Below are 13681 nucleotides of genomic sequence, written 5' to 3'. Positions count from 1 at the left end.
TGCCCGGCCCGGACAGCGGACGTCGACGCAGCCGGATCGCAGGGCGGCGACTAGCGTCGGACGGCATGCCGATCGACTTGCCGGAGACCCTGTCCGGGCCGGTCGTCCCGAGCCCGTCGTCGCGGGCTGACGACGACGAATCACCGCTCGCCCCGTCGATCCCCTCGTTAGCGTCGCTGCGCGGTCGGCGGCAGGCGGATGCGATCGACCTGTTGTTCGCCGGGGCGCCCACCGGTCCGTCGGACGCAGCGCCCGCGGCGTCGAAGTCCCCGGCGCCGCGTCCGGCCCAGCCGCGGCCGGCCCAGTGGGGTGACCTGTGGGTCCTGGGCGTGCGCGTCGCCGGGTGGTGCCTCGACCGCTCGGTGGGGCGGGTACGGCGCCTGCTCGGCTGACCGCCGCCGCGACCCCGGTGGCAGGATCGCGGGCATGGCCGAGACCACCCCGCCCCGCCTCGCCGGAGCCCAGGACGAGGTCGCCGAGCTGCTCTCCGACCTGATCCGGATCGACACGACCAACACCGGCGACACCAGCACCAGCGCGGGTGAGCGCACTGCCGCGGAGTGGGTGGCGTGCAAGCTGGCCGACGTCGGCATCGAGTCGGAGATCCACGAGTCCGAGCGCGGCCGGGCCAGCCTCGTCGCGCGCATCCCCGGCGCCGACCGGAGCAGTCCCGCCCTGCTCGTCCACGGGCACCTCGACGTCGTCCCCGCCGATCCCTCCGAGTGGAGCGTGCACCCCTTCTCCGGCGAGGAGCGCGACGGCTACATCTGGGGCCGCGGCGCGGTGGACATGAAGGACATGGACGCCATGGTGCTGGCGCTGGTCCGCGACTGGGCCCGCACCGGCGTGCAGCCGCCGCGCGACATCGTGCTGGCCTTCCTCGCCGACGAGGAGGCCGGCGGGAAGCTCGGCGCCCGCTGGATGGTCGACGAGCACCCCGACCTGTTCGAGGGTTGCACCGAGGCGATCAGCGAGGTCGGCGGCTTCAGCATCACCGTCCGCGACGACCTGCGCCTCTACCTCGTGCAGACGGCGGAGAAGGGCCTGGCCTGGATGCGCCTCACCGCCCAGGGGAAGCCGGGCCACGGCTCGTTCGTGCACGACGACAACGCCGTCACCCGGCTCTGCCAGGCGGTCGCGCGCCTGGGCTCGGCCCGCCTGCCCACGGTCCTCACCCCGCCGATGCGGCAGTTCCTCGCGGAGGTGGAGGACGCCTACGGCATCGAGATCGACCCGGACGAGCCCGAGGAGGCGCTCGCCCGGCTGGGCAGCATCAGCCGGATGATCGGCGCGGCCCTGCGCAACACCGCGAACCCGACCATGGTCGACGCCGGCTACAAGGCGAACGTCATTCCGGGGACGGCGTCCGCGACCGTCGACGGCCGCTTCCTCTACGGCCAGCACGAGGAGTTCGAGCGCCAGCTCGCCGGGCTGATCGGCGAGGGCATCCAGCGCGAGTGGCTCGTCCACGACAGCGCGGTGGAGACGACGTTCGACGGCCCGCTCGTCGACCAGATGGTCGCCGCGCTCAAGGCCGAGGACGACGGCGCGCGCCCGGTGCCGTTCACCATGAGCGGCGGCACCGACGCCAAGAGCTTCCAGACCCTCGGCATGCGCTGCTTCGGCTTCTCGCCGCTGCGGCTGCCGCCGGACCTCGACTTCGCCTCCTTGTTCCACGGCATCGACGAGCGGGTGCCCGTCGAGTCGCTGAGGTTCGGCGTCCGGGTGCTGGACCGGTTCCTGCGCAACGCCTGAGACCGGGCGGGAGACGGCCGGGCGGGAGACGGCATGGTGTGATGCCGTGGTGACGACTCCCACACCCGCGCCCGGCTCCGTCGCTCTGATCACCGGTGGGACGGGGGGCTTCGGCCGCGCGCTCGCCACGAAGCTGCGGGGGCTCGAGGTCACCGTCGTCCTGACCGACCTCGACAGCGAGCGCAACCGGCAGGTCGCCGCCGACCTCGGTTGCCCGTTCCTGCCCCTCGACGTCACCGATCCGGCCGCCAACCAGGCCGTCGTCGCCCAGATCGAGGCCGAGCACGGACGGCTCGACGCCGCCTTCCTCAACGCCGGGATCTCCGCGGCCAAGTCCGACGACGCCCTGGACCTCGACGAGTTCATGAAGGTCGTGAACATCGACCTGTTCGGTGTCGTCTATGGCGCCCAGGCCGCGCGGCCGGCCATCAAGCGGGCCGGGGGAGGGGCGATCGTCGTGACGGCGTCCCTCGCCGGGCTCTCGCCGATGGCCGGAGACCCGGGGTACAGCGTGGCCAAGGGCGGGGCCATCGCGTTCGTCCGCTCCATGGCTCCCCGGCTGGCCGCCGAGGGGACGACGATCTCCGCCATCTGCCCCGGCTTCGCCGACACCGCGATCATCGACCGGATCCGCGACGAGTTCACCGCGGCCGGCTTCCCGGTGCTCACTGCCGAGGAGGTGGCCGACGCGATGGTGATGGCCTGGACGTCGGCCGAGCCGGGCGCCGCGTACGTGATCCAGCCCGGCGTGGGCGTGGTGCCCTACAAGTTCAAGGGCGTGCCGGCTGCGCGGACGGAGACCGGCGAGACCGCCGTCGTCCCCGAGGCACTGCGCCCGCCGTCCATGCGCTGAAAAAGGACCACCCTTCCCCCCACGCCTCGCACGCTCGGCACGGGCCCCTGAAGGGTGGCCGTAGGGTCGGGGCATGCGTGCATGGCGGGTACACGAGCTCGGTGATCCCTCGAAGGTGATGAGCCTGGACGAGGTCGACCAGCCCACCCCGGGCGAGGGTCAGGTGCTGGTCAAGGTGCGCGCGGCGGCGCTGAACTTCCCCGACGTCCTCATGGCCATGGGGATGTACCAGGAGAAGCCGCCGCTGCCGTACACGCCGGGCGTGGAGCTCTGCGGCGAGATCGTCGGGACCGGCCAGCGCGTGATCGGCTCACCGTCGGGCGGCCCGGGTGCCTTCGCCGAGTACGCGCTCATGGACGAGAACAACGCCTGGCCCGTGCCCGACTCGATGACCGACGAGAAGGCGGCGTCGCTCTACCTGACCTACCAGACCGGCTACGTCGGCCTGCACCGCCGCGCGCACATCCAGGCCGGCGACTGGGTGCTCGTGCACGCCGGTGCCGGGGGAGTGGGGACGGCGGCCATCCAGCTCGCCAAGGCAGCCGGGGCGAAGGTCATCGCGACGGCCGGCGGCGCCCGCAAGACCGAGGTGTGCACCCAGCTCGGCGCCGACCACGTCATCGACTACACGACCGAGGACTTCGTCCCGATCGTCAAGGAGGTCACCGGCGGGCACGGGGCGGACATCGTCTACGACCCGGTCGGCGGCGACGTCTTCGACAAGAGCACCAAGTGCATCGCGTTCGAGGGCCGGCTCGTCGTCGTCGGCTTCACCAGCGGGCGGATCCCCGAGGCGAGGGCCAACCACCTGCTGGTGAAGAACTACAGCGTCGTCGGCCTGCACTGGGGCCTGTACCGCAAGTACGAGCCCGCGATCTTCGGCCAGGTCCACGACGAGCTCGTGGCGCTGGTCGGGTCCGGCGCCGTCGACCCCCTGGTCGGCTCCGTGCATCCGCTGGACGAGGCGCCCCAGGCGCTGATGAAGCTGGCCTCCCGGGACACCGTGGGCAAGGTCGTCCTCGTCCCCTGAGGGTGCGCACCTAGCCTGGCGGGGTGACCGAGCTCCCGCTGATCGATGCGCGGGCGCACCTGCGAGCGGACTGCTCGCGGTGCGCCGGGCTGTGCTGCGTCGCCCCGGCGTTCGCGGCCTCGGCCGACTTCGCCATCGACAAGCCCGCCGGGGTGGCGTGCCCCAACCTGCGCGAGGACTTCCGCTGCGGCATCCATGCCCAGCTGCGGGAGCGTGGCTTCCCCGGCTGCACGGTGTTCGACTGTTTCGGCGCCGGACAGCGGATCACGCAGGACACGTTCGGTGGCCGGAGCTGGCGGGAGGCGCCGCAACTGGCCGCCGCCCAGTTCGCCGTCCTCCCGGTGGTCCGCCAGCTGCACGAGGCGCTCTGGTATCTCACCGAGGCGGAGTCGCTGAGCGGTGCGCCGGAGGTACGGGAGCTCCGGGAGCTGACCGAGCGGCTGGCGGGCGGCACGCCGGACGACCTCTCCGTTCTCGACGTCGGCGTCCACCGGGCGCGGGTGGGCGAGCTCCTGTCCCGGGTCAGCGAGGACGTCCGCGGACCCGGCCGTCCCGACCGGCGGGGCGCCGACCTGATGGGGCGGAACCTCCGCCGCGCGAAGCTCAGGGACGGGAGCCTGCGCGGTGCCTACCTGATCGGCGCCGACCTGCGGGGCGTCGACCTGGGGACGGCGGACCTGCTCGGCGCCGACCTGCGCGCCGCCGACGTCCGCGGCGCCGACCTCAGCCGCTGCCTGTTCCTCACCCAGCCGCAGGTGACCGCCGCGCGCGGCGACAGGTCCACCTGTCTTCCGGTTGCCGTGTCGGCGCCGCCGCACTGGGCGGACGGCGTCAGATGACCGGCAGCGGCAGGTAGGACAGGCGGGCGCGGCGGCGCAGGATCACCTTGCGCGTGCCGTCGGCGTGCAGCTGCAGCCGGGCCAGTTCCCACCCACCGGTGTCGGCCTGCAGGCTCAGCATGGTCGCCGCTGCGGACCGGGACGTGCCCGGCGGGATCCGCAGCGGCGCGTACTGGTAATCCGCGGCCGCCTCCATCAGCCCGATTGTGCACGGGCGGCGCCGCGAGGTCACGCGATCGTGGCCCGGCCGACATCTCCGGTCTGCCGCGGCCTCCGACCTTCGGCAGGATGGGGAGGACCCGCCAGCGCACGACGAGGGAGGACGACGTGACCGGACCCGGCATGCCGAGCGAGGCTTCCGACGCCGACCGCGCGGAGCAGGACGCGCTGCTCGACCCGCCCGCCGTCGGCTCGGCAGGAGAGGCCAGCACCCCTGGCGACGGCGTGCCCGAGGCGGACGCGCTGGAGCAGCAGCTGTCGGCGCGCCCCGGGGAGACCGGCAGCCCCGCCCGCCCGGTGGGTGACCTGGAGGCGAACGAAGCCGACGTCCTCGAGCAGGACGCGGACGTCCCCCTGGACGAGGACGACGTCCTGAGCTGACCCGTCCTGAGCCGACCCGTTCCCTCCGGACGCGGGAGGGATCGTCACCTCCTGGGCTGAGACCGCGCCTCGGCGGGCGATCCGGCGGAACTCGGACCGATCCCTACCGACGCCTCCTTCGTATGGTTAGGCTGCCCTAACTGATGGAGGAGGGGTGTCATGGCGACCTGTCCGAGCCGCCCGGCGCCGGAGCCGCAGCGCGATCTCGACCTGTTGCGCCCCGGCCCGGCAGAACGCGCCCGTACGGTCGCCGGCCGGCACGGTGCCACCGTCTGCGCCGCCGGTGTCGAGAGCAGCAGGGTGCTGGCCCACGCCGTCACCGACGCCGACCAGGTCCTGGTCGCCCTCCCTGCCGGCGGTGACCTCGTGGGCGCCGTCCGGGCCGCTCCCGGCGCCGACCTCTCCGCACTGGTCATGGTCTCCGACCACGCCCCGGTGCCCCTCCGGCGGCCGCTCCGCGCCCAGCTCTGGCTCTCCGGCTGGCTGACGCCGGTACCCGACCGGGACCAGCGGGCCGCCGTGCTCGCCTTCGCCGAGGCCCGGCCCGCCGAGGTGCTGCTGGACGTCGGGCGGTCGATCACCCTGCTCCGCCTCGACCTTGCCGAGGTCGTGCTGGGGGAGGGAGGCCCGGCGGTCGACGTCAGCCCGCTCGAGTTCCTGGCTGCCCGGCCCGACCCGCTCGCCGCCCTCGAGGCCGACCACCTGGCACACCTGGACGGCGACCATCCCGAGTTCCTGGCGCTCCTGAGCCGGCTGCTGCCGGCCGGTGCCCTGGGTCCGGCCGATGCCCTGCGGCCGCTGGGCCTCGACCGGTTCGGTTTCCGACTGCGGGTGGAGCGCCCCGGCGGGCACCAGGACGTGCGGGTGCCCTTCGGCCGGCCGCTGACCTGCCCGGGCGAGCTCGGACCGGCGATCGGCCGGCTCGCCTGCGCGGCGCGGAACCGGCTCCGACCCGCCTGACGCTCAGCCGGCGAGGTCGCCCAGCTCGGCGAGCAGGGCGGCCAGCCGGGTGCGCCGCGGCCGGACGTCGATCTCCCGCACCGCCCGGGCCAGGGCGGCGCCGCTGGCGTGCACGATCGACAGATGGCTCTGCGCCCGGGTCAGTGCGGTGTAGATCAACGGCCGCGACAGCATCCCGCCGGCCTCGGGCGGCACCACGACGACCACCCCCGGCCACTCGGAGCCCTGCGCGCGGTGGACGGTGATCGCCCAGCCGTGCCGCAGGTCCGACATCGCCTTGCCCGTCACCGTGACCGGCCCCGAGGCGAACGTGACGTCCAGGGAGCCGTCGCCGGTCTTGGTCACCACTCCCACCTCGCCGTTGGCGAACCCGGTGGGCTCCAGTTCCAGGTGGTTCGCCGTGGCGACCACGCGATCCCCGGCGTCGAAGCCCCAGACGGTGCCCTCGCCGGGGTTGAGGACGGCCTTCAGCGCCTTGTTCAGCTCGATCGTGCCGGCCGGCCCGCGATGCACGGGCGTCACGACCTGCACCGCGGCCGGGTCGATCCCCAGGGCCCGCGGGATCGAGTCGGTGACCAGCTGGACCACCCGCCGGGACGCCTCCGCGCTCCCCGTCGCCGGCACGACGACGACCTCGCGGTCGGGGGAGTCGACGGGCGGCAGCTCCCCGCCCCGGACGGCGGTGGCCAGCCGGGCGATCGCGCCGCCCTCGGCCTGCCGGTAGAGCGTGGTCAGCTCGGTGACCGGGACGGCACCGGAGTCGATGATGTCGCCCAGCACGTGCCCCGGCCCGATCGACGGCAGCTGCGCCGGGTCGCCGACCAGGAGCAGGTGGGTGCCGTCGGGGCAGGCCTCCAGGAGGGCCGCGGTCAGCTCGACGTCGAGCATCGAGGCCTCGTCGACGACGATGACGTCGGCGTCGAGCGGCCACTCCTCGTTCCGCGCGAACCCGCCGGTCATGCCCTGCGCGCCGAGCAGCCGGTGCACCGTCGTCGCCGGGTGGTCGGTGAGCTCCTCGAGGCGCTTGGCCGCCCGGCCGGTGGGGGCGGCCAGCGCGATGTCGCTGCCCTTGGCCCGCAGCAGCTTCACCACCGCCGCCACGGTCCGGCTCTTGCCGGTGCCGGGCCCGCCGGTCAGCAGGCTGACGCCAGACCCCAGGACCTGGGCGACGGCGGCCAGCTGCGCCTTGTCCAGGCCCTTGGCGACGCTGCGCACCGACGCGGGGTCGGCGATCCGTTCCGCCGAGGCGGCCAGCCGTGCGATGCCCTCCGCCACGGCCTCCTCGGCCATTCCGTACCGGGCCAGCGACAGCGACCGCAGCGCGGGATCGGGCTCGGCCTCCGGATCCTCCGGCTCGGGGGGTTCGTGCTCCAGCACGTCGCCGGACTCCACGGCCGCCACGATCGCGGCCGCCGGGTCGGCGATGCCCTCGGCCTGCAGCGCGGCGACCACCAGGTCGGCCGGCAGCACGGTGTGCCCGTCGCGGGTCGCCGTCCGCAGGGTGAGACCGACGATGGCGCGGCCACGGCGGCCGTCCTGCCGGTCCGCGCCCTTGAGGACGGCGATGGCCAGCCGGTCGGCGTCGCCGAGGGTGACGCCGGTGAGCGCGAGCAGCGCCCACGGGTCGTCGCGCAGCCGCCGGGCGGCGTCCGGGCCGAGCGTGTCGGCGACGCCCGCCGCCAGCTTGGCGTTCAGCCCCGCGCCCACGAGCAGCTCGACGACGTCGTAGGTGGGCTGCGCGGCCAGGAAGCTGGAGAAGAGCCGCTCGGCGCGCTGCCGCCCCACGAGCGGGATCTTCACCAGCCGGTCGGCCGAGACGTGGTCGGGGGAGGTGATGCCCGCCCCGGGGAGCTCCGCCGCCGTCCGCCGGCCCAGCCCCGGCCACAGGCCCGCCGCGCAGAACGCGGCGAAGACGGGGTCGCCCCCGGCCGCCGGGGTCTCAACCGCCGTCACGTGTCCGACCGGCGTTCGGGGTAGCTGAAGGCCGGCGCGGAGACGTCCTCCAGGGCGGTGCGGATGGCGGCCGGCAGGCGCACGCCCTCCGCGTCCAGGCTCGCCTGCAGCTGCTGGGCCGTGCGCGCGCCCACGATCGGCGCCACCACGCCCGGGCGATCGCGGACCCAGGCCAGCGCCACCGCCAGGGGAGTGGTGCCCAGACCCTCCGCGGCGGTGATCACGGCCTCCACGATCCGGTCCGCCTTCGCCGAGCGCAGACCGTCGATGAAGCCCTGCCACTGCGGGGAGGCGCCCCGGGACTCCGTGGGGGTGCTGTGCCGGTACTTCCCGGTGAGCAGGCCGCGTCCGAGCGGGGACCACGGCAGGACGCCGAGCCCCAGGGCCTCGGCCGCCGGGATCACCTCGCGCTCGACGCCGCGCTGGAGCAGGGAGTACTCGACCTGGGTGCTGACGAGGGGGGTGCGGCCCGGCCAGGCACGCTGCCAGGTCGCCGCCTGGGCGGTCTGCCAGCCGGTGAAGTTGCTGACGCCGACGTAGCGGGTGCGGCCCGAGGAGACGGCGGCGTCGCAGGCGGCGAGGGTCTCCTCCAGCGGCGTCGACTCGTCCCAGGCGTGCAGCTGCCACAGGTCGACGTGGTCCAGGCCCAGGCGCTCCAGCGACGCGTCCAGGGCGGCCAGCAGGTGCCCGCGGGACGCGCCGCGGCCCATGGGCCCCGGCGAGGTCCGGCCCACCGCCTTGGTGGCGACCAGCACGTCGGACCGCGGGACGACGTCGGTGAGCAGGTGGCCGAGGGTGCGCTCGCTCTCGCCGTCGCAGTACACGTCGGCTGTGTCGACGAGGGTGCCGCCGGCGTCCACGAAGGCCGTCAGCTGCATGGCGGCCTCGTCCTCGTCGGTGTCCCGGCCCCACGTCATCGTCCCCAGCGCCAACCGGGACACGACCAGACCGCTTCGTCCCAGCGCGCGCTGCTCCACGAGGTGCCAACCTACCGGCGAGGGCTGCCCGCCACCGGGGAGCACCCGGGCGCCCGGAGCGGCGCGTCGGGTCGCCGCGCCGCCCCGCCTAGGGTGACCGGTCGTGCCTGCCTGCCCCGCCCGCCGACCTGCCCGCACCCTCCCGACCGGGACACGCCGATGAGCTGGATCGAGGCCGTGGTCCTGGGCGTGGTGCAGGGGCTGACCGAGTTCCTGCCGATCTCCTCCAGCGCCCACCTGCGCCTGGTCGGCGAGCTGTTCGGCTGGGAGGACCCCGGCGCCGCCTTCACCGCGATCATCCAGATCGGCACCGAGGCCGCGGTCCTCCTGTACTTCCGGAAGGACATCGGGCGGATCATCGTCGCCTGGCTGGGATCGCTGGCCGGCCGGCGGAAGGGCGACCCCGACGCCCGGATGGGCTGGCTGATCATCGTCGGCAGCATCCCGATCGTCGTCCTCGGGCTGCTCTTCCAGGACGACATCGAGACGACGCTGCGCGACCTGCGGATCGTGGCGATCTGCCTCGTCCTGTTCTCGCTGATCCTGTTCTGGGCCGACCGGGTCGGGGCGAAGCAGCGGGAGCTCGCCGACCTCACCGTCCCGCACGGCATCGGCTTCGGGTTCGCGCAGGCGATGGCGCTGATCCCCGGCGTCTCGCGCTCCGGCGGGACGATCACCGCCGGGCTCTTCCTCGGCTACTCCCGGGCGGCGGCGGCCCGCTACTCGTTCCTGCTCGCCATCCCCGCCGTCCTGGGCTCCGGCGTCTTCCAGGCGTACGAGGCGCTCACCGGCGACGTCGCCGGCCAGGGCGTCGCCTGGGGGCCGACGATCCTGGCCACGGTCATCGGGTTCGCTGTCGGCCTCACGGTCATCGCCTGGCTGCTGCGCTACCTGGACCGGGGCAGCTTCACCCCGTTCGTCGTCTACCGGATCGTGCTCGGGCTGACCGTCCTCGCCCTGGTCGGCGCCGGGGTGCTCGACCCGACCTAGGCTCCTGCCTGTGACCACCGTGATCCTGCTCCGGCACGGCCGGACGACGGCCAACACCGGTGGCGTCCTGGCCGGCTGGACCCCGGGTGTGCAGCTCGACGAGACGGGCACGGCTCAGGTCACCGCGGCGGCGGAGCGGCTGGCGAAGGTGCCGCTCGCCGCCGTCGTGAGCAGCCCGCTGGAGCGCTGCCGGCAGACCTCGGCGGCCGTGGTCGCGGGGCGCGACCTCACCGTCGAGCCCGACGACCGGCTCGGCGAGGCGCGCTACGGCGACTGGACCGGCCGGACGATCAAGGAGCTGGCCAAGGAACCGCTCTGGAAGGTCGTCCAGCAGCACCCCTCGGCCGCCGTCTTCCCGGGACCGGAGGGGGAGGGGCTGGCCCAGACCCAGGCCCGCGCCGTGTCGGCGATCCGCAGCTGGAACGCCCGGCTGGGCCCCGACGCCGTCTGGCTGGCCTGCAGCCACGGCGATGTGATCAAGGCGATCCTGGCCGACGCGCTCGGCCTGCACCTCGACCAGTTCCAGCGCATCGTCGTCGACCCGGCCTCGATCTCGGTCGTCACGTACACCGACACGCGTCCCTTCGTCGTGCGGATGAACGACACCGGCGGCGACGTCTCCGCGCTCATCCCGCCGCCCCGCAAGCGGCGCCGCGGCAAGGCGTCCTCGGACGCAGTCGTCGGGGGCGGCGCAGGCACGACGGTCTGACCTCGGTGTCGTCGCGGCCGGCCGTCACCCGGCCCGCGTAACCTGGTCGCGTGCCCCGTCAGGTCCATCTCTTCGAGCGTCCGAGCCGTTTCGTCGCCGGCACCGTGGGCCAGCCCGGCGACCGCACCTTCTACCTGCAGGCCTCCGACGAGACCGGTCGCACGGTCAGCGTCGCCCTGGAGAAGAACCAGGTGCAGGTCCTCGCCGACCGCATGAACGAGCTGCTGGACGAGGTCGCCGGCCGCGCGAGCACGGTGATCCCCGAAGCGGCCGAGGTCGACGACCTCGAGCCGCTCACCGCTCCCGTCGACGAGGAGTTCCGGGTCGCCGCCATGGGGCTGGCCTGGGACGGCTCGGCCGAGGCGGTGGTCGTGGAGGCCGTCGCCGCGGGGGAGGAGCCCATCGACGAGGAGGCCATCCTCTCCGACAGCGACGAGGGTCCCGACGCCCTGCGCGTGACCATCACCCCGGTCGCCGCCCGTGCGTTCGTCGCCCGCGCGCGGCGCGTCATCGCCGCCGGCCGGCCCCCGTGCCCGCTGTGCTCCCTCCCGCTGGACCCGGCCGGGCACGTCTGCCCTCGGCAGAACGGCTACCGCCGCTGACCGGCGGCTCCCCATGAGCGAGCAACCGGTCGAGCCGGACCTGCGGCCCCCGGCGGACGACGACGAGGCGCGGCAGCTGCTGCGCGACGGCGTCATCGACCTCGAGGGCCGGATGCTGGACGCGTCGAACGTGACGCTGGTCGGCACCATCCGCACCGGCGAGCTGGTGGGAGAGTGCGTCTACAAGCCCGTGGCGGGCGAGCGGCCGCTCTGGGACTTCCCCGACGGCACGCTCGCCGGCCGGGAGATCTCCGCGTACCTGGTGTCGGAGGCGACCGGCTGGCGGGTGGTCCCGCCCACGGTGCTGCGCGACGGGCCGTTCGGGCCCGGGATGGTGCAGCTGTGGATCGACGGCGACGAGGACGTCGACCTGGCGGCGTTCGTGCGGCGTGACGACCCCGCACTGCGCCGCATGGCCGTCTTCGACGCGGTGGTGAACAACGCCGACCGCAAGGGCGGGCACATCATCCCGATGCCGGACGGCCACGTCTACGGCGTCGACCACGGCATCTGCTTCTCCGTCGACCCCAAGCTGCGCACCCTGCTGTGGCGGTGGGCCACCAAGCGGCTGACCGAGGAGGCCATGGCGGTACTGGAGCGCCTCGGCGAGGAGCTGCGGGGAGACCTGGGCGAGGAGCTGCACGAGCACCTGACCCGCACCGAGGTGCGCGCCACCCAGCGGCGGGTCGCGGAGCTGCTGCGCTCCGGCCGGCACCCCGAGCCCAGCGGCGAGTGGCCCGCCCTGCCCTGGCCGCCCTTCTGAGCCCGACGAGATCTGCACACTCGCCGCCATCAGCGCCCTGGAGCGGGCGAGTGTGCAGATCTCGTCGGTGCCGCGGTCCAGGATGCGATCCATGCCGCATCGCAGCCGCCTGTCGATCCTGTTGCTGGACCTGCCGCCGGAGCACCACGTCGCCGGCACCGACTTCTGGGCCGGGGCCACCGGACACCCCGCCGAACCCGACCACACCGACGAGGACTGGGCGTCGCTCGGCTCCTTCGCCGACGGCTGGCACGTCGAGATCCAGCGCACCGGCGAGGGGACGCAGCCGCGCTGGCACGTCGACATCGAGACCGACGACATCCCCGCCGAGGTCGCCCGCCTGGAAGCGCTCGGGGCGACGCGGCACCGGGACATGGGCTCGTTCTGGCAGATGCTCGACCCCGCCGGGCTCGTGTTCTGCGTCGTCGGCATCCAGACCGGTGAGGCCTTCGAGCGTTACGCGGTGAGCTGGCCGTGAGCACCACCCGGGTGAGCGCTCGGCTGCGGGCGCCGCGGGCCGCGGTGTACCGGGCGCTCACCGATCCGGCGCTGCTCGCCCGGTGGCGGTTCCCCGACGGCATGACCAGCGTCGTCGAGCCACAGGAGCACGGCGCGTTCCGCGTCACGCTGAGGTACGACGCTCCGGATGCGCAGGGCAAGACCACCGCGCACAGCGACGCCTACACGGCCCGCTTCACCCGGCTGGTCCGCGACGAGTTGGTGGTCGAGGTCGATGAATTCGACACCACCGACCCCGCGTTGGCCGGGCCGATGACCCTCACGGTCACGTTGCGCGACCACGACGGCGGCACCGAGCTGCTGGCCGTCCACGAGGGCGTCCCCGCCGCCATCGCACCGGAGGACAACGCGCTGGGCTGGCGGATGGCGCTCGACCGGCTCGCCGCCCTCCTGGCGGCCTGAGCTACTCCAGCTCCACGAGGCCGATCATCGCGGCGGCCTGCAGCCCGTCCCCGTCGACGGTGAGCACCTCCAGCGGAACCCGCCGCCAGGCCGCCAGCAGGAGGTCGCCGGCCGTGCCGGTGAGCGCGGCGATCGGGAACGGTCGCGTGCCGGGGAACAGCGTGCGCTCGGCGTCCGCGTCGACGGCGTGGAAGACGACCGGGTGCGCGTCCGGGGGAGGACCGCCCGGCAGGGCGCCGGGGACCATCACCTCCAGCCACTCGTCCAGCCCGTCGAGGCCGACGTCGGCCGGGATGGGCCGCACGTCACCGAGCACCTGCTCGACGTCCACGGTGTGCACGGTGGCCTCCTGCACCTGCCGGCGGAGCACGAAGGCGACGTCCTGCTGCGGCGCCCACGTCCACACCCGCTGGGCGGGGTCGGCACCGGCGAGGACCGTCTCCAGCTCCGCGTTCTGCGCGGCGATGAACCCGAGCAGCTCGTCGTCCGGCCGGCGCGCGGGCTCCACGTAGGTGCCCGGGTCGGGGGCCCGCGTGCGCACCACCCAGGACCAGAAGTGCTGGACCTCGGACAGGTGCCAGACGAGGTCGGCGAGCCGCCAGCCGGGGCACCCGGGGACCGGGGCCTGCCAGCCGTGCGCGAGCACGGACTCGGCGGCAGCGGCGGTGAAGCGCGCGTTGGTCTTCTCCAGCACCGGCAGGTACTCGTCCAGCTGCATGCATCCTCCTC

17 protein-coding genes are annotated in these 13681 nt (G+C 74.2%); 13 read left to right on the top strand and 4 right to left on the bottom strand.

What is annotated here, in order from left to right; genetic code table 11:
- Positions 1–65: 65 nt before the first annotated feature.
- The 5 genes from CRP30_RS07380 (at position 66) to CRP30_RS07360 (ending at position 4477) form a co-directional block, all read left to right on the top strand.
- A complete protein-coding gene (locus CRP30_RS07380; protein ID WP_097183326.1) occupies positions 66–392 on the top strand; it encodes a hypothetical protein in 327 nt (108 codons plus the stop codon).
- A 34-nt stretch (positions 393–426) separates the two neighbouring features.
- On the top strand, positions 427–1755 hold the full coding sequence (locus CRP30_RS07375; RefSeq protein WP_097183325.1) for a M20/M25/M40 family metallo-hydrolase: 1329 nt from the start codon (positions 427–429) through the stop codon (positions 1753–1755).
- Between the two features lie 49 nt (positions 1756–1804).
- A complete protein-coding gene (locus CRP30_RS07370) occupies positions 1805–2608 on the top strand; it encodes an SDR family oxidoreductase (protein WP_097184039.1) in 804 nt (267 codons plus the stop codon).
- A gap of 73 nt (positions 2609–2681) precedes the next feature.
- Complete coding sequence (locus CRP30_RS07365) at positions 2682–3638, top strand: NADPH:quinone oxidoreductase family protein (protein ID WP_097183324.1); 957 nt, start codon at positions 2682–2684, stop codon at positions 3636–3638.
- A gap of 23 nt (positions 3639–3661) precedes the next feature.
- On the top strand, positions 3662–4477 hold the full coding sequence (locus CRP30_RS07360; RefSeq protein WP_200814601.1) for a pentapeptide repeat-containing protein: 816 nt from the start codon (positions 3662–3664) through the stop codon (positions 4475–4477).
- Here CRP30_RS07360 and CRP30_RS07355 read toward each other — a convergent pair.
- Entirely contained in the window at positions 4470–4673 is a 204-nt protein-coding gene (locus CRP30_RS07355) for a DUF5703 family protein (RefSeq protein ID WP_097183323.1), read from the bottom strand. The two genes, CRP30_RS07360 and CRP30_RS07355, sit on opposite strands and share 8 nt — an antisense overlap.
- A 131-nt stretch (positions 4674–4804) precedes the next feature.
- Here CRP30_RS07355 and CRP30_RS07350 point away from each other — a divergent pair, with 131 nt between their 5' ends.
- Both CRP30_RS07350 and CRP30_RS23265 read left to right on the top strand, forming a co-directional pair.
- Complete coding sequence (locus CRP30_RS07350) at positions 4805–5077, top strand: Rv3202a family protein (protein WP_097183322.1); 273 nt, start codon at positions 4805–4807, stop codon at positions 5075–5077.
- Between the two features lie 159 nt (positions 5078–5236).
- Complete coding sequence (locus tag CRP30_RS23265) at positions 5237–6037, top strand: DUF2470 domain-containing protein (RefSeq protein ID WP_097183321.1); 801 nt, start codon at positions 5237–5239, stop codon at positions 6035–6037.
- 3 nt (positions 6038–6040) lie between these two features.
- Here the strand turns inward: CRP30_RS23265 and CRP30_RS07340 are convergent, their stop codons facing one another.
- Positions 6041–7990, bottom strand: coding sequence for an AAA family ATPase (locus CRP30_RS07340; protein WP_097183320.1), 1950 nt, complete (start codon positions 7988–7990; stop codon positions 6041–6043).
- Positions 7987–8967 (bottom strand): aldo/keto reductase, encoded by a 981-nt coding sequence (locus CRP30_RS07335; RefSeq protein WP_097183319.1) that lies wholly within the window; start codon positions 8965–8967, stop codon positions 7987–7989. The genes CRP30_RS07340 and CRP30_RS07335 overlap by 4 nt, the downstream gene beginning before the upstream one ends.
- A 159-nt stretch (positions 8968–9126) precedes the next feature.
- On the opposite strand from CRP30_RS07335, the gene CRP30_RS07330 reads away from it, so the two are divergent.
- From CRP30_RS07330 to CRP30_RS07305, 6 genes are all read left to right on the top strand, one after another.
- Positions 9127–9957, top strand: coding sequence for an undecaprenyl-diphosphate phosphatase (locus CRP30_RS07330; protein WP_097183318.1), 831 nt, complete (start codon positions 9127–9129; stop codon positions 9955–9957).
- A 10-nt stretch (positions 9958–9967) separates the two neighbouring features.
- Complete coding sequence (locus CRP30_RS07325; RefSeq protein ID WP_097183317.1) at positions 9968–10666, top strand: histidine phosphatase family protein; 699 nt, start codon at positions 9968–9970, stop codon at positions 10664–10666.
- A gap of 50 nt (positions 10667–10716) precedes the next feature.
- Positions 10717–11268, top strand: a complete 552-nt coding sequence (locus CRP30_RS07320; RefSeq protein WP_097183316.1) for a DUF3090 family protein — start codon at positions 10717–10719, stop codon at positions 11266–11268.
- 13 nt (positions 11269–11281) lie between these two features.
- The gene (locus CRP30_RS07315; protein WP_097183315.1) at positions 11282–12031 is read left to right on the top strand and encodes an SCO1664 family protein; all 750 of its coding nucleotides are present in this window, start codon (positions 11282–11284) and stop codon (positions 12029–12031) included.
- Positions 12032–12122: 91 nt separating this feature from the next.
- The gene (locus CRP30_RS07310) at positions 12123–12509 is read left to right on the top strand and encodes a VOC family protein (protein WP_097183314.1); all 387 of its coding nucleotides are present in this window, start codon (positions 12123–12125) and stop codon (positions 12507–12509) included.
- Positions 12506–12952 carry an SRPBCC domain-containing protein gene (locus CRP30_RS07305; RefSeq protein WP_097183313.1) on the top strand — a complete coding sequence of 149 codons (447 nt, stop codon included), beginning with the start codon at positions 12506–12508 and terminating at the stop codon, positions 12950–12952. Before CRP30_RS07310 ends, CRP30_RS07305 begins: the two co-directional genes overlap by 4 nt.
- 1 nt (position 12953) lies before the next feature.
- Here CRP30_RS07305 and CRP30_RS07300 read toward each other — a convergent pair whose 3' ends face one another.
- On the bottom strand, positions 12954–13670 hold the full coding sequence (locus CRP30_RS07300; RefSeq protein WP_097183312.1) for a maleylpyruvate isomerase family mycothiol-dependent enzyme: 717 nt from the start codon (positions 13668–13670) through the stop codon (positions 12954–12956).
- Positions 13671–13681: the final 11 nt, after the last annotated feature.

Origin of the sequence: Blastococcus haudaquaticus (genome assembly GCF_900230285.1) — a bacterium.
Taxonomy (GTDB): domain Bacteria; phylum Actinomycetota; class Actinomycetes; order Mycobacteriales; family Geodermatophilaceae; genus Blastococcus_B; species Blastococcus_B haudaquaticus.
This window is presented reverse-complemented; position numbering and strand designations above follow the sequence as displayed.